Source organism: Streptomyces uncialis (assembly GCF_001905345.1).
GTDB classification, from domain to species: Bacteria; Actinomycetota; Actinomycetes; order Streptomycetales; family Streptomycetaceae; genus Streptomyces; species Streptomyces uncialis.
This window is the reverse complement of record NZ_LFBV01000002.1, coordinates 446452-472462: the sequence shown is the minus strand read 5'-3', so window position 1 is coordinate 472462 and position 26011 is coordinate 446452. Positions and strand designations below refer to the sequence as shown.

The following is a 26011-nucleotide window of genomic DNA, read 5'->3' as shown; positions in this document are numbered from 1 at the left end:
GCCCTCGACCGGAACCAAGGGCCGGACCGCCTGGTCCGGCGGCGTCACCCCGACGCCGCCGGACCCGGCAGTGTCACCCTGACCGTCCCGCACCCCACCCGCTGCGCCTCGGCGCGCACGTACCCCGGGAACACCGCCCGGATGTCCGCGGCCCGGTCCCCGTCGTCCGCCGCCACCAGGAACACCACAGGACCGGTGGGGCAGTCGGCCTGGAACGCCCCGAGGTCGGCACGCAGCACCCCACGCCCGCGCTCATGGCGGACCGGAGCGCCGGACGACCGGACGAGCCGGTCGAAGACCCGCGCGAGCCGTGGGTCCGCGACCGTCATCAGCCGCAGACCGGGCCGCCGCGGGCTCTCGCCCCGGTCGCAGGTGCGGACCGGGCCCGCGCCCCGGGTGATCAGCGGACGCTTCTCGTCGAACTCCCGCTTCCCGGGCAGCCGCAGCCCCTTCACACCGCACAGCGCGTCCGGCGCCTCGGCCTGGTGCTCCGGGGGCTCGGGCAGGCCCTTCACCGGGTCCGCGAGCCTGCCCGCGCAGTCCTCCCCGGCGAGGAGACCGTTCACCGCGCGGACCACCGACCGGGCCAGCGCGGCCCGGTCCGTCACGTCGACATCGTCACGGGGACCGGCGGAACCGCTGGATATGTCGACCACGGTCGGTCCCTCACCCTCGCCGGGCCTTCCCTCGCACCCGTCCGGCACGGCCAGCCAGGCCCGGGTGTCCGAGGCCATCCCCAGCAGACCGCCGCCCAGCGGGCTCAGCCGCGCGGCCAGGAACTCGTTCGCCCAGCGCCCCTCACCGGTCCACTCCGTGTCCAGCCGGTGCACCCGCACGGTGACCTGCCAGTTCTCCGTGGTGAGCCGACAGGTCCCGGCCGGTCCCACGAGGCTGCGCCGCCCCTCCCACAGCGGCAGTTCGGCCTGCCGGACATCGCCCGCCCCCCGGAACAGCCGCTCGACATCACCGTCCGCGAAGGTGCCCCCGCACCAGTCGGCCGCCGAACGCGCGAACGGCCCCGATCCCGAGCCCCACGCGGTCAGTCCCGCACCGAGCAGCGCACCGGTGACCGCCGCGATCAGGGCGGCACCCGGAGCGCCGCACAGCAGCCCACGCGGATGCCACCGGCGGCGGGGCCCGTCGGACGGTGTCACGGGGGTGAGCGGGGAATCCCCGGTGCGCGGTACGTCGGCCATGATGGTGCGGTCCCCCAGGGGAAGTCGGAACACGGGACGGATCTCGTCGGGCGGCTCGGTACGGGGGTCAGGGGCGCGGAGCCACCGCGGCACAACCCAGCCGGTCGGCGGCGGAGTTGGCGAAGGCGGCGGCCTGTTCCTCGCTCGTCCCCGCCATCAGGAACCCCATCCGCCGGTCCCCGCACTCGGTACGGACGACCTGACGGTTCCCCGCGAGCGAACCGGTGCCCCGCCACCCCGGCGCGGGCACGCCGTCGCCCGCCAGCCCCTCGAACAGCCGCATCAGCCCGGGCCGCGCCACCATGACGGCCGAGAGATACGGCTCCGCGCTGTGCCGACGGGTCACCACACAGGTCTGGAGCTCCGGGCCGACCACACCGACCCGCTGGTCGCCCAGGGAATCAGCCGTCACCTTGTCGACCGCGAGCCCGGGAATCCGGCACAGCGACGAGGCGGACGACCAGAACACCTTCTCCGCGTCCTCCGGCAGGTTCAGCACCGGCGACCGGACTTCCTGGCGCGGCCCGCCGCAGCCCGCGCGGTCCATCGCCGCGTCGGCCGCCGCCACCAGCAGCCGCGCCACCCGGTCCACCCCGCCGAGCCCGGAGGAGGTGGCGCGGCGCCCGTTGTTCCAGTTCCGCGTCGACTTCGCCGTCAGCGACACGGTCGTCGGACGGCCGTCGGCGTTGTCGCAGCGCTCCGGCAGCACCAGCATCCCCGATTCGGCCGTGACCGCACCGGGCAGCCCGTCCGGGACAGGGACCGCCGTACCGCCGAGGTGTTCCAGCAGCCAGTCGAACCGCTCGTCGGCGCCCTCGGGGGCAGGACCGTAGACCACCTCGATCTCGGAACGCAGGTCGTCGCGGTCGCTCGACGCGACCGAGACCGTGCACTCCCCTTCGCCCCGCTCGGGCCCCTCCGAGGTGCCCGTACGGTGGCCCGCCTCGCCGAGCCACGCGTCGGAGAGGAAGGGCGCGTCGTCCGGTGCCCAGGCATCCCAGCAGTGGCGCGCCTCGGTGCCGAACGGCCCGCCGTCCCGCACCCATTCCGCGGCGCCCCAGCCGATGAGCAGCGCCACGACCACGCCTCCTGCGAACAGGGCCCGCCGTCGGCGCCGCGCGCTGATCCGGCGGCCCAGCGCACCGGGTTCCGCCGCCCGCTCCCGGCCGTCCTCGCCGAACCGCCCCAGCCCCTCGGTCACCCCGTGTGTCCCCTCACCGTTCGCCCCGAGCCCGGTCACCGGGCGGATGGCCGGGGCCACCCCACGGGTTCCCCCGCCAGGACGCCGGACCCGCGGCCCGTGGTTCCGGCCGGCCGCTCGTGCGGCCCGGCCGCCGGGAAGATCGTAGCGACCGGTGTACGGGCCACCGGACGTGCCCCCGGCGCGCGGCATCGCGGGGGACACGTCCGGAGGCGGGTCAGGGAGCGGAGGCGAGCAGGGCGAACATGTGCGGGACGCGCGGCGCGTCTTCGGGCAGCCGCCACCAGCCGGAGGGCGTCCGTGTCATGTCCGGCCAGCGGGGCCAGGGCAGTTCGTCGTACTCCCGCAGCGTCTCGATCCGCAGCCCCGCGCCGACGACCGCGTCCACGATCTCACCGAGGCCGTGCATCCACTCGTAGCTGTCCGTCGCCCCCGAGACGGCCGGGCCGTCCGTGTACGTGTACCGGGCGTCCCGGAGCACCGCGCCCCGGCCGCCCAGATAGTCGTGCCGCAGCAGGAGTTCGGGACCCTCGTCCGCACCGGGCTTCGGCCCGAGCGCGTTCAGCAGGGGATGGAACTCCACCACGTACAGCCGTCCGCCGGGCCGCAGCAGCCGGGCGATCGTCCCGGCCCAGCGGTCGAGGTCGGGCAGATAGCACAGCGCGCCCTTGCCGGTGTACACGACGTCGAACCGCCGCCCCTCCAGGGCCTCGACCGCGTCGTACACATTCGCCTGGACATAGGGGATGTCGGCCTTCGCGCGGGCCGCGATGTCCCGCGCGGCGCGCACCGACGCGCCCGACAGGTCCAGCCCCACCGCGTGGGCGCCCCGCTCGGCGAACGCGAGGGTCTCCGTGCCCAGATGGCACTGGAGGTGCACGAGATCCCGCCCGTCCAGCGGCCCGAGGTCGTCCCACTCGAACGGGGCGAACCAGCGGGCCGGATCGAGCCCGTCGGCCAGCCCGTAGAATCCGCTGGCGAGATGGACGGGTGTACGGGCGTCCCAATTGGCCTCGTTCGAACCCATCATGCGCCTTGCCGCACCGGACAGTTCCCCGGAACCACCCGCGTGTACCGCACCGGTCCCCCTGTCCGGGGCACCGCCGTTCACCGTCGTGCTGTCCCTGTCCCTGTCCCTGTCCCTGTCCCTGTCCATGGACTCACCCCTGGTCACGAAACCGTCACCCCGTTCTTCCAGGCCCTCAGAGCCTGTCCGGTGGTTGTCGTCGATCGCGTCGGTCATGTCCCCATGGAACCGTAAGGACCGGCCGCCCGCGCCCCCGTCCCAGGGAAAGCGGGGCGGCCCGGTCCACGGCGAGCGCCGAAGGACCAGATACGGCGCTCTCGGGTGTCACCCCTGTAAGGTCCGCCTGCCCCGCGAGCCGGGGGCCATGCCTGCGGGTTCCCGTACGGGCGTGACGGAGCCCGGCCGCTGGACATCACCGGTTGGTCCGACAGCTGCCCCGGACCGGCCGTCGACCAAGCGACCCCTCGCGAAACGGCACGTCACGACTTGATAGGCAAGCATGCGCTTGCCTATGATGGGGCGTGGCCGACGACATATTCAAAGCCCTGGCCGACCCCACCCGCCGGAAGATCCTCGACGAGCTCACCGAGCAGCGGGGGCAGACCCTCTTCGAGATCTGCGCGCGGCTGAGCGTGAAGCATCAGCTCGGCATCTCGCGCCAGGCGGTCTCCCAGCACCTCGCCGTGCTGGAGGCCGCCGGTCTGGTCGAGAGCCGGCGGGAGGGGCGCTACAAGTTCCATGACCTGAACACCGCACCCCTGAAACGCATCGCGGAGCGGTGGACCATGCCCGACGAATCAGAGAGCACACCATGAGGATTCATCTGTCCAGCGTCTTCGTCGACGACCAGGACAAGGCCCTGCGCTTCTACACCGAGGTGCTGGGCTTCGTGAAGAAGACCGAGGTCCCGATCGGTGAGGACCGCTGGCTGACCGTGGTCTCCCCGGAGGCGCCCGACGGGACCGAGTTGCTCCTGGAGCCCGCGGGCCATCCCGCGGTGAAGCCGTACCGGGACGCGCTGGCCAAGGACGGCATCCCCGCCACCGCCTTCGCCGTGGACGACGTCCACGCGGAGTTCGACCGGCTGCGCGGCCTCGGTGTGCGCTTCACCCAGGAGCCGCTGGAGATGGGCCCGGTCACCACCGCGGTACTGGACGACACCTGCGGCAACCTGATCCAGATCGTCCACCAGGCCTGAGGAGACCACAAACGCTCCGACCGCCCCACGCCGGAACGCGGCGGGCCGCCGCGGAGGCGGCCCACGGCGGCCCGCCGACGCGGAGTCCCCTGTGCGGTGGCAGCCCGGGACGACGAACGCGACGATGCCCGCATGAATTCGGGCGAGCACATCGACGACCCAGCGGTGACCTGTGTGGACACAGGCAGCCGTCCACCCCGACATGTGGGTCGATCCGGACCGGCGGACTCCGTCCGGATGGCCCGGAATCGATTGTTTGACCGGTTCCCGTCCGCCCCGGCCGCCGTCTTGACCGATTCCGGTCGGCCGATCAAGATGCCCCTACCCGCACCATGACGGGTGGGCGGCGGACGCGCCCCGGCGCCCCGGACCTGAGAGGCGAGCGACCCTGTGACCCCGACCGGTGAGAACCCCGTCCCCCGCCCCGGCCGGCCCCGTGCCGCTGTCGCCATGTCCCAGCAGGCCGCGACGGCGCTCCTCGAACCGGAGACGCTGACCGCGCTCGGCCGGGTCTGCGACCTCCAGGCCCTGCCCGTCCTCGACGACTTCGACACCGACCACGCCCGCGCCGCGCTCGCCGACACCGATCTCCTCGTCACCGGCTGGGGCTGCCCGCCGCTCGATCCCGCCGCGCTCGAAGCGGCACCGGGGCTGCGTGCGATCGTCCACACCGCGGGCTCCGTCCGGCACCACATCACCGACGCCTGCTGGGAACGCGGCATCGTCGTCTCCTCGGCCGCCGCCGCCAACGCACTGCCCGTCGCCGAGTACACCGTCGCGATGATCCTGCTCTCCGGCAAACGCGTCGTGGAACGCGCCCGCGCCTACCGGGGCACCCGCGCCCGTGACCAGGGCTTCGGCGTCCCCCGCACCGACGGCAACTACCGCCGCTCGGTCGGCATCCTCTCCGCCTCCCTCATCGGACGGCGGGTGATCGACCTGCTGCGCCCGTACGACCTGGAGATCCTGCTGCACGATCCGTACGTCACCGACACGGAGGCCGCGGCGCTCGGCACCCGGCCCGTCGGGCTCGTCGAACTCTTCGCGAACAGCGATGTGGTGAGCGTCCACACCCCGCTGCTGCCCGCCACCCAGGGTCTGGTCAGCCGGAGCCTGCTCACCTCGATGCGGCAGGACGCGGTGCTGGTCAACACCTCGCGCGGCGGTGTCGTCGACCAGGACGCCCTCACCGAACTCCTGCTCGCCGACCGGTTGCGGGCCGTCCTCGACGTCACCGATCCGGAGGTGCTGCCCGCGGACCATCCGCTGTGGGAGTGCGACAACGCGTTGATCACCCCGCATCTCGCGGGGTCGCAGGGCAATGAGTGGCGGCGGCTCGCGGAGGTGGCGGTGGGGGAGGTCGCGCGGTGGGCGGCGGGAGAGGGCTTCGCCCACCCCGTGCTACGCGAACGCCTGCCCTTCACCGCGTAATCGCCTTCGCTTGCGCCTTCAGGTTTCCTGTGCCGGGCGCACTTGTCCCCGTGCGGGTCGCTCGTGGGTGCGCAGTTCCCCCGCGTGCCGCCTTCGCTTGCGCTTCTGGGGTTCCACACCTGGGCGTACGTGTTCCCGTGCGGCTCGTCCGTGGGTGCGCAGTTCCCCGCGCCCCTTGGGCCGCGCCCCTTGGGCCGCGCCCCTTACGGTTTCCGTTCGGCTGCGGATGGTCCTTGGTTGCTCGCGCAGTTCCCCGCGCCCCTTTGGGGGCGCCTACCTGGGGCTGTTCTCCGTCTGCGGGGGTGGGCGGGAATCTCTGCTCGCAGACTCCGATGCTCTTCAGTAGATCCACTGGACGTCTTACCGAGCGTGTCGGATCGAGGACGGAGAATCCCGACCGGCACCGACCCGAAAGACAGCAGAACGCGCCCCAAAGGGGCGCGGGGAACTGCGCGAAACGAGAACCGGCCCGCACCCGAAGAGCGACGGCAAGGGGCAGCATCCAGGGGCGCGGGGAACTGCGCAAACCGCCGAGCGACGGCACAGGACCGGAGTGCGTCCAGCCGGACAGACCTGGGAGGCGCAAGCGAAGGCGACCCGCGGCGACGCCGTGCCCCCACCAGGGACACGGCGCCGCCGTACGCGTGGGACTTCGCTGAGCCGGGTCCCGGGCGTCCCCGAAAAGGCTCAGCGCCGGCGACTCAGCGCACGTTCACATCGATGCAGGCGTAGAACGCGTTGGGCGTGTCCGCGACATTCCACACCGCGAGCACCTTCTGCTTGCCGGACGCGCCGAGGTTCACCGAGTGGGACACGGTCGAACCCGGCTGGGCGCCACCGTCGTTGAACTCGGCGACCTTGCGCCCACCCACGTAGTACTGCCAGGTGCTGGTCGCGTGACGCGCGGTCAGCTTCCACTGGAACTGCGTGGTCCGGCTGACCGGGGTCACGGTCCAGCCCTTGCCGTCGTTGTCGAGCTCGGAGAAGCGGGAGTTGCCGCCACTGCAACTCCGCAGCCCCTTGGGACCCTCCACGCTCTGCGGCTCGTACTTGATGTCACCACAGCTGACGGTCCCGGCGGCGCACTGCGCCTGCCTGCTGGGCGGGGTCGAGATGTATCCGTGCGCGCTGGCACTGCTGGCCGGAAGGGTCAGGGCGAGTGCGGGGGCGAGCGCCGCGCCGATGATCGCGGCGGTTTTCCTGCTCGTGTGCATGATCTCTCCTTCGCATCGGCCGCCGCGTCGGCGTTGCCGGGGTGTGGGGACTCCGGCACGACGGGCGGCCACTCGGGTGGGGCCAAGAGCCGTGACCGTCCACGCACGGGGTGCGTGGCGCGAGCCACGGGCATCCGGAAGGATTTGCTACGCGTTTGCTTCTTGGCCTAGACCATACAGATGGCAGAAGAGGCGTCAAGGGGGCTGTGCGAAAGGGGAGTTGGCCGTACGGGAATGCTCAAGGTTGTCGCCCTTGGGGTACTTGGCGCCTCGCCGATACGGTGTCAATCACGCGGAAACGGAACAGCCCACCGGGCGGCCTACCACGAACACGCGTGCGTCCCGACGGGCGGACGTCACCACATCCCCGTGCCGCGTTCACGCTTCCCCCGCCCGACCTCCGCGCCCCCGACCCACCCACAAGGCCGCCCCTCGTCCCACCCGGCCCCGGCCCACGCACGAAACGCACCGCGCGAAGGAACACCCCGCGCGCACGCCGCCCCCGGCGCACCCGCGTAGCGCCCCCCGCCCCGAGCGCCCCTGGCCAAGCGCCCAAACCCGTACGCGCGCGGGGCGTGCCCGTACGCGACCGCGCACCCACCGCACTCCGGAGCGCACGCAACGTCAACGGCGCACGCGCCCCCACCCGAGCGTGGGGATACGCGCGCCGACCCTCCGCCGCCGGTCAACCGCTCCTCAGGAGAAGCTCCACCTCCTTCTCCTGATCGCCGGCCGCCATGCCTTCCTCGGCGACCGTGAACGCGGCGGCGAGTGCCGTGCGCAGCCGGTCCACCGCCAGATAGCCGCCCTGGACCTCCGCGGTCACCGTGTCACCGAGGACCGTCGCCGGGGGAGCGCCCCTGATCTGCGTCGTGTCGTACGTGGCCGACCAGACGGCCGGGCGACTCCCCGCCGTGTCGCGGGGCGGATCGTCCGGCGCGCGGTCGCAGTCGAAGACGGACCGCAGGACACCGAAGACCGCGCCCGCGTCATCCTTGGTGCAGTCGCTCAGTTCCACCACGACCTCGGCCGCGGGGTGTGCTGTGGTGTTCACGATGGGTCATCCCCTTCCCTCAGGTGCTGAACCGGTCGGCCACCGGGGGACGGCCGTCCCTTCCAGGCTCGCCCCGCGCCGCCCCCGGTGCGAGCCGAGCCCACCTGAGGCACCCTCCGCCACCGCTCGGGCCCCCGCCGCTACGGCCTGGTGGCCAGGCGCGCGTACCGCAGCTCACGCAGGGTTCCTACGCAGAGGAATCGTTCCCGGCCAGTCGGGGCACGTGCGAAAACATGTACCCGCGCGTACGGCGGGGCCCTTCGCGTTGCGTGACGGCCCCACCACAGCCAGGGTCGGAGCAGACACCACGTACGACGAACAGCCGACGCATCAGGAGATGAGGCACATGCCGGACGTCCGAATCCCGGCTTCCCCCGTACTCACCGACACCGAAGCAGCCGCACTGGACGCCCACTGGCGGGCCGCGAACTACCTGGCCGTCGGTCAGATCTATCTGATGGCCAATCCCCTGCTGACCGAACCTCTCAGGCCCGAACACATCAAACCCCGGCTGCTCGGCCACTGGGGCACCTCACCCGGTCTGAACCTCGTCCACACCCACCTCAACCGCGCCATCCGGGACCGGGACCTGGACGCCCTGTGCGTCTGGGGCCCCGGACACGGCGGCCCGGCCGTCCTCGCCAACTCCTGGCTGGAGGGCACGTACTCGGAGACGTACCCGGACGTCACCCGCGACGCGGACGGCATGGCACGGCTGTTCAAACAGTTCTCGTTCCCCGGCGGGGTGCCGAGCCATGTGGCGCCCGAGGTCCCCGGTTCCATCCACGAGGGCGGCGAACTGGGCTACTCGCTCACCCACGCGTACGGCGCCGCCCTCGACAACCCCCGGCTGCTGGTCGCCTGCGTCATCGGTGACGGTGAGGCCGAGACCGGGCCGCTCGCCGCCTCCTGGCACTCGAACAAGTTCCTCGACCCGGTCCGCGACGGGGCCGTGCTGCCGATCCTCCACCTCAACGGCTACAAGATCGGCAACCCGACCGTCCTGTCCCGGCTCCCCGAGGACGAACTGGACGACCTGCTGCGCGGCTACGGCCACGAGCCCCTCCATGTCACCGGTGACGAACCCCTCGCGGTGCACCAGGCGATGGCCGCCGCCCTCGACACCGCCCTCGACCGCATCGACACCTTCCAGCGCCAGGCTCGCGAGGGCCGCAGCCCCGAACGCCCCCGCTGGCCCGTGCTCGTGCTGCGCACCCCCAAGGGCTGGACCGGACCGGCCGTGGTCGACGGACTGCCCGTCGAGAACACCTGGCGTTCCCATCAAGTGCCCCTGACCCAGGTCCGTGACAACCCCGAGCATCTGCGCCAGCTCGAACAGTGGCTCCGCTCCTACCGCCCCGAGGAACTCTTCGACCCCACCGGCCGTCCCACCGCGCAGGTGCTGTCCTGTCTGCCCGAGGGCGAGCACCGCCTCGGGGCCACCCCGCACGCCAACGGCGGACTGCTGCTGCGCGATCTGCCGATCCCGCCCCTTGAGGAACACGCCGTGCCCGTCGACAAACGCGGCAACGCCCTGCACGAACCCACCCGGGTGCTCGGCGGGCTGCTCGCCGGGATCATGCGGGACACCGCCCGGCGGCGGGACTTCCGGGTCGTCGGACCCGACGAGACCGCGTCCAACCGGCTCGACGCGCTGTACGAGGTCACCGCGAAGGCATGGCAGGGGGAGTACCTCGACACCGACGAGAACCTGGCCCGGGACGGCCGGGTGATGGAGGTCCTCTCCGAACACCTCTGCCAGGGCTGGCTGGAGGGATATCTGCTGACCGGCCGGCACGGCCTCTTCTCCAGCTACGAGGCGTTCGCCCATATCGTCGACTCGATGGTCAACCAGCACATCAAATGGCTCAGGACCGCCCGCAGGCTGCCGTGGCGGCGCCCGATCGCCTCGCTCAACTACCTGCTCACCTCCCATGTATGGCGCCAGGACCACAACGGCTTCTCGCACCAGGACCCCGGTTTCGTGGACCATGTGCTGAACAAGAGCCCCGAGGTCGTCCGCGTCTACCTCCCGCCGGACGCCAACACCCTGCTCGCCACCGCCGACCACGCCCTGCGCAGCCGCGACCTCGTCAACGTCATCGTCGCCGGGAAGCAGCCGTCCTTCGACTGGCTCACCCTCGACGAGGCCCGCGCGCACTGCGCCCGTGGCGCCGGAGTGTGGCAGTGGGCCGGTACCGAGGAGGCCGTGGACGGCGACGACGGACCCGATGTCGTCCTCGCGTGCGCCGGTGACGTACCGACCCTGGAGGTACTGGCCGCCGCCGAACTGCTGCGGCACCATCTGCCCGAGCTGGCGGTACGCGTGGTCAACGTCGTGGACATGGCACGGCTGATGCCCCACGGGGAACATCCGCACGGGATGACCGACTTCGAGTACGACGCTCTCTTCACCCCGGACAAGCCGGTCGTCTTCGCCTACCACGGCTATCCCTGGCTGATCCACCGGCTGATCTACCGCCGCGCCGGGCACGCGCAGACCCATGTCCGGGGCTACAAGGAGGAGGGCACCACCACCACGCCCTTCGACATGGTCGTCCGCAACGACCTGGACCGCTACCGGCTGGTCATGGACGTCATCGACCGGGTACCGGGGCTCGGGGTCAGGGCGGTCGCCCTGCGGCAGGCGATGGCCGATGTCCGCACCCGCCATCACGCCTGGATCCGTGAGCACGGTACGGACCTGCCGGAGGTCGCCGACTGGACCTGGACCGGCTGACCCGCGCGATCCTGTCGGTACGGTACCGGGGCCCGCGCGGCTCCCCGCGGCCCGGCCTGTCAGGAACGGAGCGGCGCCATTCTTGGCTCCCGACTTCTTAACTTCTGGCGATGTCAAAGAAACCTGACATCGCCAGAAGTAGAACAGCCCGGACGCGGAGTCATGGCGCGTCTCCGTTCCCGCCGGCCGGGAACGACCGCCGCTCAGCCGACGGGCTCGGGCGTGCTGCTCCCGGAAACCCCCGAGTCGGCCGCCGCGAGGAACTGCGTCGTCGCCAGCTCCGCGTACAGCGCGTCCTGGGCGACGAGTTCCCCGTGCGTGCCCACCGCGCGGACCCGGCCCGCGTCCATGACCACGATCCGGTCCGCGAGGGTCACCGTCGACAACCGGTGCGCGACGACCAGGACCGTCGTCGTCCGGGCGACCTCCGCCACGGTGTCCCGCAGCGCCGCCTCGTTGACCGCGTCCAGCTGACTCGTCGCCTCGTCCAGCATCAGCAGCCGGGGGCGGCGCAGCAGGGCGCGGGCGATCGCCACCCGCTGCCGCTCCCCGCCCGACAGCTTGGTGCCCCGGTGCCCGACCAGGGTGTCCAGTCCGTCGGGCAGCCGCTCGACCAGTGGGCCGAGCCGGGTCGTGGTGACCACCTGGCGCACCTCGTCCTCACCGGCCGTCGGGTTGCCGAGCAGCAGATTGTCGCGGAGCGTCCCGGACAGCACGGGGGCGTCCTGCTCCACGTACCCGATGGACGCGCGGAGCCGGGCGAGGTCCCAGTCGCCGAGGTCCCGGCCGTCGACCTCGATCCGGCCCGCCGTCGGCTCGTAGAAGCGCTCGATCAGCGAGAACACCGTGGTCTTGCCCGCGCCCGACGGCCCCACGAACGCGGTCATGCCACGCGCGGGAACCTGGAACGTGACCCCGTGGTGGACGGGCGGCAGATCGTCCGCGTACCGGAAGTGGACCCCGTCGAACGCCAGTGACAGCGGCGGCTGGTCGGGGCCCGGGAGCGGCGCGGGCTCCCCGACGGGCTCGGCGGGCAGCCGGTGGGCCTCCTGGATACGCCGTACCGCCGCCGACCCGGTCTGGTACTGCATCACGGCGCCGACGACCTGCTGGATCGGGCCCATCAGATAGAAGACGTACAGCAGGAACGCCACCAGCGTGCCGATCCCGATGGACCCGGTGGCCACGCGCGCGCCACCGACACCCAGCACGGTGAGGAAGGCGATCTGGATCGCCAGCCCGGCGGTGTTCCCCGCGATGGCCTCCCACTTGGCGGCCCGGACGCTCTGCCGCCACGAGTCCTCGGCCGCCGCGTGCACCGCGCGCTCCTCCCGGAGCTCGGCGCCGGACGCCTTGACGGTCCGCAGCGAACCGAGCACACGCTCCAGCGCGGCGCCCATCAGCCCCACCGACTCCTGGGCCCGCTTGGTCGCCTTGCTGATCCGGGGCACGATCACCCCGAGCAGCGAGCCCGCCAGGACCATCACCCCGAGGGTGACGCCCATCAGCACCGGGTCCGTCCAGCCCATCATCGCGAGCGTCGCGACCAGGGTCAGACCGCCCGTACAGATCCCGACGAGCGCCTCGGTGGTGACCTCGCGCAACAGTGTCGTGTCGGAGGTGACCCGGGCCATCAGGTCACCCGGCTCGCTGCGGTCCATCGCCGTGATGCGCAGCCGCAGCAGATACGAGGTGAGCCGGCGGCGGGCGCCGAGCACCACCGACTCGGCGGTCCGCCGCAGGAGGTATCCGCCGAGCGCGCCGATCACGGCGTTCATCAGGACCAGCAGCGACATCAGGATCAGGGGTCCGGCGATGCCCTTGTCGTCCGCCAGATTCTCGATCAGGGCCTTCGCGACCAGGGGCAGCGCCAGCCCGGTGGCCCCGGTGAGCAGGCCCAGCAGCGCGCCGGCGAGCAGCGCCCAGCGGTGCGGCCGGGCGTAGTCGAGCAGCAGCCGCCACGGGGGCACTCCGGCGTCCCCGTCGGCCGTGGCCTGCGGGGGAGGCGGTGCGGCGGTCGGTATGCCGTCGTGCGATGAGGTGTCCACGGGTCCCCCCGGAGCTGAGATCGGTCGTCCGTCCGTCGCCCCGGGGGACCCGGGACGGCGATCAGCCCGCCGCGAACGCGACCGTGCCGTCCGGCAGGACGGCCTCGACCCAGGCCCCGTGTTCCACGGTGCGGCTCACGGTGCAGTACTTCTCATGGGTCAGCCGGACGCCGCGCTCGAAGACCTCGGCGGCCCGGTCGTCGCCCTCGGGCAGATCGATCTCATACGTTACGCGGAGCACCCCGACCCGGCCCTCATCCTCAGGTCGGGACCTGGACTCCACCCGGATGACCAGTCCGTCGTGCGGGACCGACCGCGCGGTGCGGTCCATCACGAGTCCGCCGCAGCCGCCGAGGGCGGCGAGCAGCAGTTCCACGGGGGTGAACGAGGGCTGGACACCGGGATCGTCGGCGGCGCCGATCCGGACCTCGGCTCCCCTGTCGTTACGGGCGGTCCAGTCCCGGTGGCCGTTGCGGACGGTCTCGACGCGGTAGTCGGCCATGGTCGTCGCTCCTCGCTCGGTCGGCGGCGCGGTGTCGTCGCGCCGCGGCGTCGTCATGTCGTCGCAGCATCGCACCGTACCGGTGGGTCGGGCGGGAACCGCGGCGCGCCGGGGTTCCCGCTCGTGGGGCAGCTGTTCTGGTACGGGTTGTCCATGGGCGCGTGACTCCCCGCATCTGGTTCCCCGCGCCCCCGGGGGCGAGCGTATGGGTGTGGTCGGTCTTGTGCGGGTAACGGTTGGTGGGCCGAATCGGGGACAACGCGGGCATTGCGCTTAGCGGGCGGAATATCGGGTGATATGGGCTGACGTGGCTTCAGGGCTTCGTCGGGCACCAGCCAGCGTGACCGGTCCTGCGGTCGGAGAGGACGGGCTCATGCCCTGGATGGACAGCCGGAGGGTCCGTATACGCGACACGCTGGTGGTGGCGGGTGCCGCCCTGCTGCCGGTGCTCGTCGGGACGTCCACCGCGACGGCCGCCGACGGCGCGAGCGCCGCCGTGACGCCGTCCGTGGTGGCCCCGGGCGGGTCCTTCACCCTGATCGTCGACTGCTCGGCGGTCGACGATCCCGCCCCGAGGACCGGCAACAGCGAGGGCCTGGCGGCTCCGCTGACGCTCACCCCGGCCGGAGGCGGTCGCTTCCAGGCGGCCGGACGGCTCTCCCGGGACCTCGCCGGGGCGACCGCCGTGGGCGTCGACGGTGACTGCGGAGGCCCGGACAGCCGCTGGATCGCCAGCATGCTCGTCAGCACCACCGCGACCACCGGGACGGCATCCCCCACCCCGTCACCGGTCCCGTCCGCCGGTGCCACCGCCGGAGCCACGGCGACGGTGACCCGGGCTCCGGGTACGAGCCGGAGCACGGCGCCCCCGGCGAGCGGCGGCGCGACCGTCGGCGGGGTGCGCGGTGGGCTCGGCGGCACCTTCGGCGGTCACCCGACCCCCTCCGAGGTCACCGTCGGCGTGGGCCTCCTGGTCGCCGGGGTGGTGGGCGCCGGCCTGGTGATACGGCGTCGGACACGGGCGGGCCGCCACTGAGGACGGCTCCCCGCACGCACCCGGCCCGGACGGCGGCCCCACAGGAAGGGCCACCGTCCGGGCCGCGCCACGCACCGGCAGGGCCGGTCGGACCGGCCGGGGACTCACAACCGCAGCTCGCGGCCCCGCCACCGCGACCGCAGCCACCGGTCATGACTGGCGACCACCACAGTCCCGGGACCGCTGCCCAGCGCCTCCTCCAGCTCGTCGCAGAGCAGCGGCGACAGATGGTTGGTGGGCTCGTCGAGCAGCAGCAACCCCGGAGGGTCCGCCACCAGCAGCGCCAGGGCGAGCCGACGGCGCTGGCCCACCGACAGCTCCCCGACCCGCTGCTCCAGCTCGCGGGCGCCGAGCAGACCGAGCGACTCCAGCGGCACGGAATCGGCGCGCGCCGCACCGAGGACCCGTGCGTAGATGTCCCGCGCCGTACGGTCCGGCCGGTCGAACACTGTGTCCTGGGCCAGCAGCCCGACCGTCAGACCGGGCCGCCGCAGCACCTCACCGGAGTGGGCCGGACGCCCGGCCAGCACGTGGAGCAGCGTGGACTTCCCCGCTCCGTTGGGCCCCGTGACAAGCAGCCGGTCGCCCGTCGTCACATCGAGCCGGTCGAGTGCGAGCCGACCGGCCACCCGGACGTCCCGCAGGGCCAGCAGGATCCCGTCGGCGGGCGGGGCCGCGAGCGCGGGGGCGTGGAACCGCAGGGGCCGCGGCGGCTCGGGGACCTGCTCGCGCTCCAGCCGGTCGAGCCTGCGGGCGGCGTCGCGCACCCGCCGCGACACCTGCTTCTCCACCCGGCCCCCGGTGCGGCCGAACCCCATCTTCTCGTTGTCGCGCCGCCAGCCACCGGCCGCGACCCGGTGGGCCGTCACGGTGACCGCCCGGCCGAGTTCGCCGAGTTCCTGCTGCTCCTGGGCGTGGCGGCGCTCCCAGAGCTCCCGTTCCGCGCGTTTGTGCGCCTGGTAGGCGGTGTACCCGCCGCCGTAGCGGACCGGGCCGTCCACGGCCGGGTCGAGGTCGATCAGATCGGTGCAGACCGCGTCGAGGAACGTTCGGTCGTGGCTCGCCACCACGACCACCCCGGGCAGTTCGCGCAACCGCTCCTCCAGGAAGGCCGCGGCATCGTCGTCGAGATGGTTGGTGGGTTCGTCGAGCAGCAGCGCGGCGGGCCGTCGCACCAGCAGCGCGGCCAGCGCCAGCCGGGTGCGTTCACCGCCGGACAGGGAGCCGAGCACCCGCTCGTGCGCCGTCCGGCCGAGACCGAGGCCCGCGAGGACGATCCCCGCCCGCCGGTCGGCGTCCCAGACGTCATGGTCCCGGGCGTGGTCGAGCCGCTCGCCGTACTCCGTCAGGAGGCCGGTGTGACCGGGGGAGTCCGGTGCGGCGGCGTCGAGTGCCCGGGCGAGCCTGTCGAGTTCCGCGAGGTCCGCACGGGCTTCACGCAGGGCGTTGTCGAGCACGTCGGAGACGGTCGATGTGGCGGCGTAGGGCATCTCCTGGTGCAGATACCCGAGGTCCGGCGGGCGGTGGACGGTGCCGGAGTCCGGCTGGTCCGCTCCGGCGAGGAGCCGCAGCAGGGTGGACTTACCGGCGCCGTTCTCACCGATCAGCCCGATCCGGCTGCCCGGGGCCGCGGTGAGGGAGACACCGTCGAGCACCCGCCGGGTACCGAGCGTGCGGACGAGGTCGTGGGCGAGCAGGGGGGAGGGAGACATGGGGACACCACCGAGGGGGAGGGGAGAGGAGGACGGGGGAACGGCGTGGGCCCTACCGGCTCTACCGGCCCGTCCCGCTGTCGTGCGGACCGGTCACCGCCGGGGGCTCGCCCTCCGTCAGTCGGCCGTCGCTGAGCCGCAGCCGTCGGTCCACCCCGATCTCCGTGAGGAACCGTTCGTCGTGGCTGACCACCACGAAGGCCCCCTGGAAGGCGGTGAGGGCGCTCTCCAGCTGCCCGACGCTCGCCAGGTCGAGATTGTTGGTCGGCTCGTCCAGCAGCAGGAGCTGCGGGGCCGGTTCGGCGTACAGGACGCAGGCCAGGGTGGCCCGCAGCCGCTCGCCCCCGGAGAGGACCCCGGCGGGCAGCTGGACGCGGGAGCCCCGGAACAGGAAGCGGGCCAGCAGGTTCATCCGCTCCGCCTGCGGCATCGCGGGCGCGGAGTCGGCCAGGTTCTCCGCCACCGTACGGTCCGGATCGAGCAGGTCCAGTCGCTGGGACAGATACGCGACCCGGCCCACGGCGGGCTTCGCCGGACCGGCCTCCGGCGTCAGATCACCGCTGATCACCCGCAGCAGCGTGGACTTCCCCGCGCCGTTGGGGCCGGTCAGGGCGATCCGTTCGGGGCCCCGGATCGTGAGGTCGACGCCTTCTCCGGCGAAGACCGCGCGATCGCCGTGCCGGACCTGCATCCGCTCGCCGAGGAAGACGGTCCGTCCGGCCGGGACAGCGGTCCCCGGCAGTTCCAGCGCGATGCGCTGCTCGTCGCGCAGGGCGCGGCCCGCCTGGTCGAGCCGGGTCCTGGCCTCGTCGACCCGTGCGGTGTGCGTCTGCCGTGACTTCCCGGCGGACTCCTGCGCGCCGCGCTTCATGTTCCCCGCGAAGATCCGCGGCAGGCCCGCGTCGCCGAGGTTGCGCGCGGCGTTGCCCGCCCGCCGTTCGGCCCGCTCGCGTGCCTGCTGCATCTCCCGCTTCTGCCGCTTGACCTCCTGCTCCGCGTGGCGGACGTTCTTCTCCGCGACCTCCTGTTCCGCGCGCACCGCTTCCTCGTACGAGGTGAAGCCGCCGCCGTGGAAGCGGAGCGCGCCCCGGTCGAGTTCGGCGATACGGTCCATCCGGTCGAGCAGCGTCCGGTCGTGACTGACCACCAGCAGACAGCCGGGCCAGTCGTCCAGCACGTCCTGGAGCTTGCGGCGCGCGTCCAGGTCGAGGTTGTTGGTGGGCTCGTCCAGGAGCAGTACCGCGGGCCGCTTGAGCAGCTGTGCCGCCAGGCCGAGGGAAACGATCCGGCCGCCGCTCAGGGTGTGCAGGGGCCGGTCGAACGACAGGTCACCGAGGCCGAGCCGGTCGAGCTGGGCCCGGGTGCGTTCCTCGATGTCCCAGTCGTCGCCGATCGTGGCGAAGTGCTCCTCGCCGGTGTCCCCGGACTCGATGGCGTCCAGCGCGCGGACGACCGGGGCGATCCCCAGGACCTCCGCGACGTCGAGGCCGCCGTCCAGGGCGAGGGTCTGCGGCAGATAGCCCGGCTCGCCCTGGACGGTCACGGAACCACGACTCGGCCGGTACTCACCGGCGATCAGCTTGAGCAGGGTGCTCTTGCCCGCTCCGTTCGGTGCGACCAGGCCCGTCCGGCCGCCGCCGACGGTGAAGGACAGGTCCTGGAAGACCGGGTCGTCGTCGGGCCAGGAGAAGGAGAGATTCGAGCAGACGATGAATGCGTCGGACATACGGGAGACCTCGCGCGTGGGGCGGGCACACGGAAGGGTGCCCGCCGGAGACGGTCGATTGACGGAACGACGAAACAGCCCCGGCGGCGCTTCCCGCGCTCAAAGCCGTGGCCGTGCATGTCCGGTATCACCCGGAGATGTCGTCGTCACCCGCCATGTCTGCTCCCTGGTCGCGGATCGCTCGTGCGCGGTCGTCAGCATCGTAGCGGGGCGGACGGCCGACACGGGAATGGTTTTCGCGGCTCACCGCCGGCCTGTCGGCGTACGGCCCCCGGTCGGCTCACCGCCCGAGCCGGTTCGCCGTCCCGGTCGCCTCGCCGCCCCCGGCCGCTGTACCGGGGGCGCGCCGATGGGGGCGCCCGTACGCGGTCGTCGGCTCAGCCGACCGGGTCGCCGGGCGACACCGGATGGGCCTCCAACTCCGTGGCGGCCAGCAGCTCGGCGATCAGCTCGGGAGAGCCGCCGATGTACGTGCTCACCAGATCCACGTCCCCGCCCAGGCACCAGGCACGGTCCTGCGGCCACCACAGGTCGGGCAGCTCCACGAACTCGTCGAGGGAGGCCGGTGAGAGGGCCTCGGTGAGCGACCCGGAGAGCAGGATCTCGTCCCGGCCCGGGGTCGCGAACGTGGGGAAGTGGTCGAAGTCCAGGTGCCCGTAGCCGTGCCACAGGCCGAACCAGCAGTGCTCGGGGGTCCGGGTGTGCCGGGCGAGGACGGGGATCAGTGCCCGGGCCACATCGGGCGGGGTCGGGCCTTCCACCGGGTGCTCGTCCCAGACGTCGGCCAGGCCGTACTCCGAGTCGTTCTGGTAGAAGGCGTCCACGCCGATCAGCTCATGCCATCTGCTGAGCGGCGCCGCCTCCCGGTCGTGGGCGGCGGCCACGGTCGACCAGCGCACCGGCCGTTCGTCCAGGGAAGCCGGATGCAGCACACGCGCGTAGGCGGCGAACCCGGGGGCGGCGACACCCGCCACCGTTCCGAAGTCCCCCTGCCCCGAGGTCTGTTCGGTGAGCCACCGGGCCGGGCTCAGATCGGCGGTCCGCACCCGCAGCTGTCCGTAGCGTTCCGAGGCGGGTTCCCGGTGCACCAGGGGATAGTCGTCCATCCGCACATTCTCCCCGGTCGGTGCGCTTCGGTGCGCTTCGGTGGGGGTGCGGGGGTGCGACCGGTCGGCGGGGGAGGGGTCAGGAGTCCGACGGCTGCCGCTGGTCGAGGCGGTCGGCGGCGGACAGCAGCAGTTCGGTGGTGTGCCGCACATGGGCGCACAGCGCCTCGGCGGACGCTTCCGGATCGCGGGCCAGGGCGGCGTCGAGCAGGGCGCGGTGCTCGCCCGCCAGATCCCGGCTCGGCTCGTCACCGAGCGGCCGCGACCAGCGGCGGTACAGCTCGGCCTCGTCGCGCAGCCCGAGTGCCATGTGCAGCAGCCGGCGGTTGGCGCAGCCGTTCAGCAGGGCCCGGTGGAAGTCGGCGTGGGCCGCGGACCAGCAGTCGTCGACACGGTCGTGGTCGCCTTGGGCGGTGTAAGGGGTTCGTTCCAGGGTGTGATGGGCCGCGACCAGCTGGGACTCCCAGGCGAGGTCGCCCTCGGTCACGGAGCGTCGCAGGACGAGCGTCTCCAGCTCGATACGTGCCTCGGTCAGCTCGGTGAGGTCCTCCCGGGAGAGCGGGGTCACCAGGAAGCCCTGATGGGGCTCGGACCGTACGAGACCCTGCTCGGCCAGCCGGACGAGGGCCTCCCGGAGCACGCTGACGCTCACGTCGTAGCGGGCGCTGAGTACGGGGAACTTCAGCCGGTGACCGGGCAGCAGCCGACCGCTCAGGATGTCGGCGCGCAACTGCCCCCGTACGTCGTCGCTCAGCGTCTGTTTCCCGCCCTTGGTCGCCATGGGCGTCATTGTACACATCGATCGAATAGGTCCGAAACTTTCGAAAATGTATTGACTCATCGAATCTATCCGGCCTACAACGGTGCTGTATCCCCCGGTGACCGCACCGGGGACGACCGCTCCAGGAGCGTGCCATGCGTATTGCGAATGCGGCCGGACGGGCCGCGCTGCTCACCGCCGAGGGGTGGACGGATGTCGAGCGGGCCAGCGGCGGGCTGTTCCCGGCCGACCCCCAGGAGCTGTACGAGCGCTGGGAGGACTTCCGGCACTGGGCGGCCACCGCGCCGCCCGGCGGCGATGTGGTGCCGACCCCGGCCACCCTGGGCCCCCCGGTGCCGAGGCCGCGCCAGGTGCTCGCCATCGGGCTGAACTACCGCGACCACGCGACCGAGTCGGGATTCGCGGTCCCGGAACACCCGCCCGTGTTCACGAAGTTCGTCTCCTCGATCACCGGACCCTACGGCGACGTCACCCTCCCGGACGGGAGCGTGGACTGGGAGGTCGAACTCGTCGCGGTCATCGGCCGCCGCGCCTGGCAGGTGGGCCGGGAACACGCCTGGGCCCATGTCGCGGGCCTCACCGTCGGACAGGACATCTCCGAACGGGACAAGCAGCTGTCCGGCCCCGTCCCCCAGTTCAGCCTCGGCAAGTCCCACCCGGGCTTCGCCCCGCTCGGCCCGTACCTGGTCACCCCCGACGAGTTCGAGGACCCGGACGACCTCGGACTCGGCTGCGCCGTCGACGGCGAGGAACTCCAGAACGGCCGCACATCCAGCCTGGTCTTCTCCGTACCCGAACTGATCGCCCGGCTCTCCGCCGTACTGCCGCTGCTCCCCGGGGACGTGATCTTCACGGGCACCCCCGCCGGGGTGGGACTCGGCCGACGGCCGCAGCGCTTCCTGGCCGAGGGCGAGGAACTGGTCAGCTACGTCGAGGGCATCGGCGAGATGCGCCACCGGATGGTCCGGGACCGAGCCGCCGCACCGCCCCTTCGCACCCGCTCATGACCGGCCGGACGGGCGGCCCGGCGCTCACCGGCCGGGGCGTGGTCCACCGGATCATCACGGATCTGGCGGTCCTCGATGTCCGCCCCGACGGACTGACGCTGCGGGAACTCGCGCCGGGTGTCACCACCGATGACATCCGGGAGCGGGCACAGCCACCGCACCGCTCACCATGACGGTCTGACGCCACCCGCGCACCACCCGCACCGCTGGTAGGGCATGGCGCGGTGGGCGGCGCACGGCATGGCGAGGACCGGGCCGGGCCCTCGCGCGACCCGCCACCAGGTCGCCGGGTCAGCGCGTCCGGGGGTGCCCAGCACATCCGGAGCACCCTCGCAACTCGGGCGGGAATACCGCGAAAGTCCCCCGTGTTACATTCGTGCGCAAACAAAAGGATTCGCTTGGGAACTGCCCGGAGCGGCACATGGGCAGCGACATCACGGGGTGTCCCCGCAGCGCCGTCGGCCTGTGCCGGCGTGCGACGCCCGTTCCACCGGGACGGCGGAACAGCCCTCCCATCCCCGGATCGCGGCAGCCTTCAGTGCCGTACGGCGGCTGCCCTCTCTCGTCGGTCAACCCTCTGCGAGAGGACGACGATGTTCTCCTCCGGCGATGTGAACACCCCGGCCCGTTCCGCCTCCACCGTCCGCTGTCCCCGGCTCACGAGCCCGCGCGCCCTTCTGGCGCTTCCCTCGCAGGGGGAATGGGTGGGGGCCGCCCGCCGCTTCACCACGGATCTGCTCCGCTCCTGGAAGGTCGCCGACGAGGACCGGGAGTCCGCGGTGCTCATCGTGGACGAACTCACCGTCAACGCGGTCCAGCACGGCCACGCCGACACCACGCTGGTCATGGCGCTGGAGGACGGTGTGCTGCTGATCGCCGTGTCCGACACCGGCGCGTGCGTACCGCACCGGCCGCCCGAGGGGTTCGACCCCGACGAGCACGGGCGCGGCACCGGCATCGTGCGGTTCCTGGCGCAGGGGATGGATGTGTCGCTCGGCGAACACAGCTGCCGGGTCGATGTGGCGCTCAAGGTGACGGCCGGTGAACCGGACTCTCGGCGGTAGGCCGCTCCGGCCGATCCGGTGCCCGGTTCCGTACCCCTCCCGTGCCGGTTCGGTACCCGGACCCGTACCCGATCGCGTACCGGTCCCGTGGCTCGTTCCGTGCCGGTTCCTCGCGCGTTGGTGCCGGGGAATGCACCTCCGATCGAGCATTTGGCGAAAGTGCCTGAAACTTTCGAAACCTTATTGACTCGACGAACCGCTCCACCGCCTCAACTCCCTTGTCATCGGAGTGCCCGACGTCGCCGGAACGGCCCGCTACTACGCGGACTTCGGCCTGGCCCAGGACGACGCGGGATGGTTCACCACCCGCGACGCCGGTCGGCAGCTCAAGATCGTGCACGCTCCGACCCGCCGCCTCGTCGAGGTGAGCATGGGCGCCGACGACCCCGACGACCTCGACCGGATCGCCGGCCGCCTCGCCAGGCTGGACATCCCGTCCTGGCGCGAGGGCGCGGCCCTGGTGACCCGGGAGCCCGTCGCCGGATTCCGCGCCGTGATATCCGTGGCCGAACGCCTCCGGCAGCCCGAGGAGCCGCCGACGCCGTACAACGGCCCCGGCCGGCTGGACCGCGGCCCCGGCCGTGCCCCCGGGGTGCTGCGCGAACACCCCGTCCGACCCCGCAAACTCGGCCATGTCGTCGTCGGCTCGACCGACCACGGGACGACCCGCCGCTTCTTCACCGACGGGCTCGGCTTCAGGACCAGCGACGCCATCAAGGACCACGGCACCTTCATGCGCTGCTCCACCGACCACCACAACGTCCTGGTGCTCGCCGCCCCGGTGAACTTCCTGCACCACACGTCCTGGCAGGTCGAGGACGTGGACGAGGTCGGCCGGGGCGCCTTCACCATGCTGGAGGGCCACCCGGAGCGCCATGTCTGGGGGCTCGGCCGCCATCACGCGGGCTCGAACTTCTTCTGGTACCTCAAGGACCCGGCGGGCAACTTCTCCGAGTACTACTCCGACATGGACAGCATCGTGGACGACCAGCTGTGGACCCCTCAGACGCTGGAGGGCGCCAAGGGCCTCTTCAGCTGGGGACCGCCGCCGCCCCCGTCCTTCCTGCGTCCCGATGATCTCGCGGCGCTGATGACCGGCTCCCACCAGAACTCATGACCACGCCGTCAGCCGTGCTCGCCCACGTCGCCATCGTCCCGCGCGCGGTGGGCCACCGGCTGACCTACGACGACGTCTACGGCGACCGGAGCCGGCTGCGGGAGGCCGAGGACGGCGGCACTCTGCTCGTACGCCCCGACCGGCACATCGCCTGGCGCGCCCAGGACATGGCCGCCGACCCGGTACGCACCCTGCGTCAGGTCATGCGGCAGCTGCTCGACCTGCGCCGAGCGCCCCTCCTCACGATGCGTCCCCAAGGAGAACCACCATGGAAATCGGCCTTCTCGTACTGCGTCTGCTGCTCGGCGGGCTTCTGTTCGGGCACGCCGCGCAGAAGCTCTTCGGGTGGTTCCGGGGGCACGGCCCGGACGGCACCGGCACGGTCTTCGAGACCTGGGGCTTCCGGCCCGGGAAGCCGCTGGTCGTCCTGGCCGCGCTGTGCGAACTGATCGCCGCCGCGTCGATGGTGACCGGGCTGCTGATCCCGCTGGGCGCGGCGATCGCCCTGGGCACGATGCTCGTCGCGGGCTCCGTCAACGTCTCCAAGGGGCTCTGGGCCCAGAGCGGCGGCTACGAACTCCCCCTTGTGTACGGCGGTCTGGCCGTGGGGCTCGGATTCACCGGACCGGGGGAGTGGTCGCTGGACCACGCCTTCGGACTCACGGAGCTGTCCGGCGCGGGCTGGGGCGGCGCGGCCGTGGCCCTCGGACTGCTCACCGGACTGGTCGCCGTCGCGCGGGCGGCACGTGAACGCCGCCGCCGGACCGCGTAGCGCCCATGACGCCCCACCCTTCCCCCCCCGCAACTAGAAAGGCACCCCACATGGTCGGAGCAGGCAGTCACGTCGTGGTCGTCGGCGGTACCAAGGGACTGGGATACGAGGTGGCCCGCGCGTGTGTGGCGCGCGGCGCGCGGGTCACCCTCACCGGTCGTGACCTGGCCACCGCGCAGGCTCGTGCGAAGGAACTCGGCGATCTCGCGGGCGGCGCCGTCTGTGAGCTGACCGACTGGAACTCCATCAGGGAACTGTTCGCCGGTATGGACACCGTCGACCACATCGTCCTCACCGCCCTGGACCGCGATTTCAACACCATCGCGGACTTCCGGCCGGACGACTGTGCCCGGACGACCCTGATGAAGACGGTCGGGTACGCCACCGCCGTCCATGAGGCGCTGCCGAAGTTCACCGCGGACGCGTCCGTCGTGATGTTCAGCGGACTGTCCATGTGGCGTCCGGTGCCGGGCTCCACCACGATCTCCATGGCGAACGCGGGCATCATCGGCCTCGTCAACTCCCTCGCGGTGGAGGTGCCCCCGGTCCGGGTGAACGCGATCACCCCGGGAGTCGTCGCCGGGACCGCGGCCGTGGACGACGCGGACGACGTCCGCGCCGACTGGTTCGAGGCGATGCGTCAGCGCACCCCCGCCAAGCGGCTGCCGACCGCCGACGACATCGTCGCCTCGACGCTGTTCCTCCTCGAATGCCCGGGCGTCAACGGCGCGAACCTCGTCGTCGACGCGGGGATGCACCTCGCCTGACCGCCGCCGGAAGGACGACCCGCTCTGACCGGCGCGCTGTCCCTGGCCCGCCGCGGTCCGGGACTCCTGTGCGGCCGCTGCCCGCCGCACAGGACGAACGGCCCCGCCCCGCACGATCTGCGGGGGCGGGGCCGTCCGTGGTGAGGATGCCTCTTCGGGGCGGCCCCGCTCAGTCCTTCCCGGTGAGGCCGAAGGTCTCGGAGAAGCGGCCGACCATCAGATCGGCGCCCTTGTACTCGGAGGTCGTCCCGGGGCCGAGCAACTGTCCGCCGGGCAGCTCCGTCGCGCCGCCGTGCGGGCCGAGCGGCAGCAGGAGGGCGGCGGGCCCGGGCTCGTAGCGGCCCAGCTCCGTCCCGCCCCCGATCAGGGAGGTGATGTTCTCCGCGATCACCTCGGCGTGCCGCATCGCGGCCCCGGCGCGCTTGGGCTCGGCCACGTCGGTGATGTCACCGAGCGCGAAGACCGTGCTCTGGCCCTTCACCTGGAGGGTGGGGCCCACCGCCACCTGCCCGCCGCTCAGCCGGGCACCGGCGAGCGCCCCGGTGAGATAACCGGTGGCCGGGGTGACCCCATGGGTGCGGAACCACAGCCCGGCGCTCACCTCGGTGCCCGCCCGGGTGGTGACGGTGAACGCGCCCGCCGTACCGACCTCCGTCGGCGGGTCCTGGGCCAGCGAGTCACCGAGCAGCAGCTCGACGCCGAGGCCGTCCAGCTGACGCAGGATCTCCGCGCGGAACGGCTCCGAGTAGCCGCTCAGGATGCCCGGCGACGGATCGATGAGGACGACCTGCTTCCGCGGCCACCGCGCCTTGATCTCCCCCGCGAACTCCAGTCCCACCGGGCCCGCCCCGAGGAGCAGCACCCGGTCCGCCTCCGTGAGCTGCTCGCGGGTGGCGCCGAACTTCGCCAGGGAGGCGGCGGAGTCGTCCAGGTCGCTCTTGGCGGGGAAAGGGTAGCCGGAGCCGGTGGCCAGGACGAGGTAGTCGGTGTCCAGCGTCGCGCCCGAGGCGAGGGTCACCGTTCCCGGCTCGACCTGGACGGCTCGGTCGCGCAGCACACGGCCCCTGCTGAGCAGCTTGTCGTACGGCAGGAAGATCCGCGGCGCGAAGTCGGCGTCGACCGCGGCCCGCAGGGCGCCGACGTTGTGCAGGAAGGCGTCCTTGGGTTCCACGAGCGTCACTTCGGCGACGTCGTCGAGTGCCTTGGCCGCGGCGCTGCCGCCGTATCCGCCACCGATGATCACGACTCTGGGGGGCATGGTGTCTCCAGTACAGATATGAGGGATGCCGGTCGGGGGTCCGCCGGGCCGCCG

The 26011-nt window shown here is 72.4% G+C and carries 23 protein-coding genes and 1 pseudogene; 12 read left to right on the top strand and 12 right to left on the bottom strand.

Features of this window, described 5'->3' with window-relative positions; genetic code table 11:
* Positions 1-44: 44 nt before the first annotated feature.
* From AB852_RS10390 to AB852_RS10380, 3 genes are all read right to left on the bottom strand, one after another.
* Positions 45-1229 (bottom strand): hypothetical protein, encoded by a 1185-nt coding sequence (locus tag AB852_RS10390; RefSeq protein WP_143201209.1) that lies wholly within the window; start codon positions 1227-1229, stop codon positions 45-47.
* Between the two features lie 34 nt (positions 1230-1263).
* Complete coding sequence (locus AB852_RS10385; protein WP_079184489.1) at positions 1264-2457, bottom strand: hypothetical protein; 1194 nt, start codon at positions 2455-2457, stop codon at positions 1264-1266.
* A gap of 157 nt (positions 2458-2614) precedes the next feature.
* On the bottom strand, positions 2615-3427 hold the full coding sequence (locus AB852_RS10380) for a class I SAM-dependent methyltransferase (RefSeq protein WP_073787664.1): 813 nt from the start codon (positions 3425-3427) through the stop codon (positions 2615-2617).
* A 518-nt stretch (positions 3428-3945) separates the two neighbouring features.
* Between AB852_RS10380 and AB852_RS10375 the strand changes: the two genes are divergently transcribed.
* The 3 genes from AB852_RS10375 (at position 3946) to AB852_RS10365 (ending at position 6053) form a co-directional block, all read left to right on the top strand.
* Positions 3946-4239, top strand: coding sequence for an ArsR/SmtB family transcription factor (locus AB852_RS10375; protein ID WP_073786293.1), 294 nt, complete (start codon positions 3946-3948; stop codon positions 4237-4239).
* Entirely contained in the window at positions 4236-4622 is a 387-nt protein-coding gene (locus AB852_RS10370) for a VOC family protein (protein WP_073786290.1), read from the top strand. Before AB852_RS10375 ends, AB852_RS10370 begins: the two co-directional genes overlap by 4 nt.
* Before the next feature lie 450 nt (positions 4623-5072).
* Entirely contained in the window at positions 5073-6053 is a 981-nt protein-coding gene (locus AB852_RS10365; protein WP_073787663.1) for a hydroxyacid dehydrogenase, read from the top strand.
* Between the two features lie 701 nt (positions 6054-6754).
* On the opposite strand, the gene AB852_RS10360 is transcribed toward AB852_RS10365, so the two are convergent.
* Positions 6755-7267: a lytic polysaccharide monooxygenase auxiliary activity family 9 protein gene (locus AB852_RS10360; RefSeq protein ID WP_073786288.1), complete on the bottom strand. Its 513-nt coding sequence runs from the start codon at positions 7265-7267 to the stop codon at positions 6755-6757.
* A 685-nt stretch (positions 7268-7952) separates the two neighbouring features.
* Entirely contained in the window at positions 7953-8321 is a 369-nt protein-coding gene (locus AB852_RS10355; RefSeq protein WP_073786286.1) for a hypothetical protein, read from the bottom strand.
* A gap of 346 nt (positions 8322-8667) precedes the next feature.
* Between AB852_RS10355 and AB852_RS10350 the strand changes: the two genes are divergently transcribed.
* Positions 8668-11061, top strand: coding sequence for a phosphoketolase family protein (locus AB852_RS10350; protein WP_073786284.1), 2394 nt, complete (start codon positions 8668-8670; stop codon positions 11059-11061).
* A 203-nt stretch (positions 11062-11264) separates the two neighbouring features.
* Here AB852_RS10350 and AB852_RS10345 read toward each other — a convergent pair whose 3' ends face one another.
* Together AB852_RS10345 and AB852_RS10340 are read right to left on the bottom strand one after the other, a co-directional pair.
* The gene (locus AB852_RS10345; RefSeq protein ID WP_073787660.1) at positions 11265-13085 is read right to left on the bottom strand and encodes an ABC transporter ATP-binding protein; all 1821 of its coding nucleotides are present in this window, start codon (positions 13083-13085) and stop codon (positions 11265-11267) included.
* 85 nt (positions 13086-13170) lie between these two features.
* Positions 13171-13668 carry an OsmC family protein gene (locus tag AB852_RS10340; protein WP_245876708.1) on the bottom strand — a complete coding sequence of 166 codons (498 nt, stop codon included), beginning with the start codon at positions 13666-13668 and terminating at the stop codon, positions 13171-13173.
* A 316-nt stretch (positions 13669-13984) separates the two neighbouring features.
* Between AB852_RS10340 and AB852_RS10335 the strand changes: the two genes are divergently transcribed.
* Positions 13985-14647: a hypothetical protein gene (locus tag AB852_RS10335; protein WP_073786280.1), complete on the top strand. Its 663-nt coding sequence runs from the start codon at positions 13985-13987 to the stop codon at positions 14645-14647.
* A 104-nt stretch (positions 14648-14751) separates the two neighbouring features.
* Here the strand turns inward: AB852_RS10335 and AB852_RS10330 are convergent, their stop codons facing one another.
* The 4 genes from AB852_RS10330 to AB852_RS10315 form a co-directional block, all read right to left on the bottom strand.
* On the bottom strand, positions 14752-16359 hold the full coding sequence (locus AB852_RS10330) for an ABC-F family ATP-binding cassette domain-containing protein (RefSeq protein ID WP_073786278.1): 1608 nt from the start codon (positions 16357-16359) through the stop codon (positions 14752-14754).
* Positions 16360-16420: 61 nt separating this feature from the next.
* Positions 16421-18085, bottom strand: coding sequence for an ABC-F family ATP-binding cassette domain-containing protein (locus AB852_RS10325; RefSeq protein WP_073786276.1), 1665 nt, complete (start codon positions 18083-18085; stop codon positions 16421-16423).
* A gap of 377 nt (positions 18086-18462) precedes the next feature.
* A complete protein-coding gene (locus AB852_RS10320; RefSeq protein WP_245876707.1) occupies positions 18463-19191 on the bottom strand; it encodes a hypothetical protein in 729 nt (242 codons plus the stop codon).
* A 79-nt stretch (positions 19192-19270) separates the two neighbouring features.
* On the bottom strand, positions 19271-19972 hold the full coding sequence (locus AB852_RS10315; RefSeq protein ID WP_073786274.1) for a GntR family transcriptional regulator: 702 nt from the start codon (positions 19970-19972) through the stop codon (positions 19271-19273).
* A 134-nt stretch (positions 19973-20106) separates the two neighbouring features.
* Here AB852_RS10315 and AB852_RS10310 point away from each other — a divergent pair, with 134 nt between their 5' ends.
* The 7 genes and pseudogenes from AB852_RS10310 to AB852_RS10280 all read left to right on the top strand — a co-directional run bounded on the left by AB852_RS10310 (position 20107) and on the right by AB852_RS10280 (position 24699).
* Positions 20107-20979 (top strand): fumarylacetoacetate hydrolase family protein, encoded by an 873-nt coding sequence (locus tag AB852_RS10310; RefSeq protein ID WP_073786273.1) that lies wholly within the window; start codon positions 20107-20109, stop codon positions 20977-20979.
* A complete protein-coding gene (locus AB852_RS10305; RefSeq protein ID WP_342748472.1) occupies positions 20976-21152 on the top strand; it encodes a hypothetical protein in 177 nt (58 codons plus the stop codon). Before AB852_RS10310 ends, AB852_RS10305 begins: the two co-directional genes overlap by 4 nt.
* Positions 21153-21572: 420 nt before the next feature.
* The gene (locus AB852_RS10300) at positions 21573-22043 is read left to right on the top strand and encodes an ATP-binding protein (protein WP_079184488.1); all 471 of its coding nucleotides are present in this window, start codon (positions 21573-21575) and stop codon (positions 22041-22043) included.
* A 229-nt stretch (positions 22044-22272) separates the two neighbouring features.
* A complete protein-coding gene (locus AB852_RS10295) occupies positions 22273-23160 on the top strand; it encodes a VOC family protein (RefSeq protein WP_245876706.1) in 888 nt (295 codons plus the stop codon).
* Positions 23157-23321: pseudogene (locus AB852_RS41490) on the top strand (hypothetical protein); the annotation flags it as partial. The gene AB852_RS10295 and the pseudogene AB852_RS41490, both read left to right, overlap by 4 nt.
* A 107-nt stretch (positions 23322-23428) precedes the next feature.
* A complete protein-coding gene (locus tag AB852_RS10285) occupies positions 23429-23932 on the top strand; it encodes a DoxX family protein (protein WP_073786270.1) in 504 nt (167 codons plus the stop codon).
* Positions 23933-23982: 50 nt separating this feature from the next.
* Positions 23983-24699: an SDR family oxidoreductase gene (locus tag AB852_RS10280; RefSeq protein ID WP_073786269.1), complete on the top strand. Its 717-nt coding sequence runs from the start codon at positions 23983-23985 to the stop codon at positions 24697-24699.
* 169 nt (positions 24700-24868) lie between these two features.
* Here the strand turns inward: AB852_RS10280 and AB852_RS10275 are convergent, their stop codons facing one another.
* The gene (locus AB852_RS10275) at positions 24869-25957 is read right to left on the bottom strand and encodes an NAD(P)/FAD-dependent oxidoreductase (protein ID WP_073786268.1); all 1089 of its coding nucleotides are present in this window, start codon (positions 25955-25957) and stop codon (positions 24869-24871) included.
* Positions 25958-26011: the final 54 nt, after the last annotated feature.

Bases quoted from the DNA above. Each gene is read 5' to 3' on its own strand.
- AB852_RS10360 (WP_073786288.1), bottom strand. From the start codon at position 7,267: ATGCACACGAGCAGGAAAACCGCCGCGATCATCGGCGCGGCGCTCGCC.
- AB852_RS10275 (WP_073786268.1), bottom strand. From the start codon at position 25,957: ATGCCCCCCAGAGTCGTGATCATCGGTGGCGGATACGGCGGCAGCGCC.
- AB852_RS10380 (WP_073787664.1), bottom strand. From the start codon at position 3,427: ATGATGGGTTCGAACGAGGCCAATTGGGACGCCCGTACACCCGTCCAT.
- AB852_RS10305 (WP_342748472.1), top strand. From the start codon at position 20,976: ATGACCGGCCGGACGGGCGGCCCGGCGCTCACCGGCCGGGGCGTGGTC.
- AB852_RS10300 (WP_079184488.1), top strand. From the start codon at position 21,573: ATGTTCTCCTCCGGCGATGTGAACACCCCGGCCCGTTCCGCCTCCACC.
- AB852_RS10370 (WP_073786290.1), top strand. From the start codon at position 4,236: ATGAGGATTCATCTGTCCAGCGTCTTCGTCGACGACCAGGACAAGGCC.
- AB852_RS10285 (WP_073786270.1), top strand. From the start codon at position 23,429: ATGGAAATCGGCCTTCTCGTACTGCGTCTGCTGCTCGGCGGGCTTCTG.
- AB852_RS10315 (WP_073786274.1), bottom strand. From the start codon at position 19,972: ATGGCGACCAAGGGCGGGAAACAGACGCTGAGCGACGACGTACGGGGG.
- AB852_RS10365 (WP_073787663.1), top strand. From the start codon at position 5,073: ATGTCCCAGCAGGCCGCGACGGCGCTCCTCGAACCGGAGACGCTGACC.
- AB852_RS10340 (WP_245876708.1), bottom strand. From the start codon at position 13,668: ATGACGACGCCGCGGCGCGACGACACCGCGCCGCCGACCGAGCGAGGA.
- AB852_RS10350 (WP_073786284.1), top strand. From the start codon at position 8,668: ATGCCGGACGTCCGAATCCCGGCTTCCCCCGTACTCACCGACACCGAA.
- AB852_RS10310 (WP_073786273.1), top strand. From the start codon at position 20,107: ATGCGTATTGCGAATGCGGCCGGACGGGCCGCGCTGCTCACCGCCGAG.
- AB852_RS10320 (WP_245876707.1), bottom strand. From the start codon at position 19,191: ATGGACGACTATCCCCTGGTGCACCGGGAACCCGCCTCGGAACGCTAC.
- AB852_RS10280 (WP_073786269.1), top strand. From the start codon at position 23,983: ATGGTCGGAGCAGGCAGTCACGTCGTGGTCGTCGGCGGTACCAAGGGA.
- AB852_RS10325 (WP_073786276.1), bottom strand. From the start codon at position 18,085: ATGTCCGACGCATTCATCGTCTGCTCGAATCTCTCCTTCTCCTGGCCC.
- AB852_RS10335 (WP_073786280.1), top strand. From the start codon at position 13,985: ATGCCCTGGATGGACAGCCGGAGGGTCCGTATACGCGACACGCTGGTG.
- AB852_RS10330 (WP_073786278.1), bottom strand. From the start codon at position 16,359: ATGTCTCCCTCCCCCCTGCTCGCCCACGACCTCGTCCGCACGCTCGGT.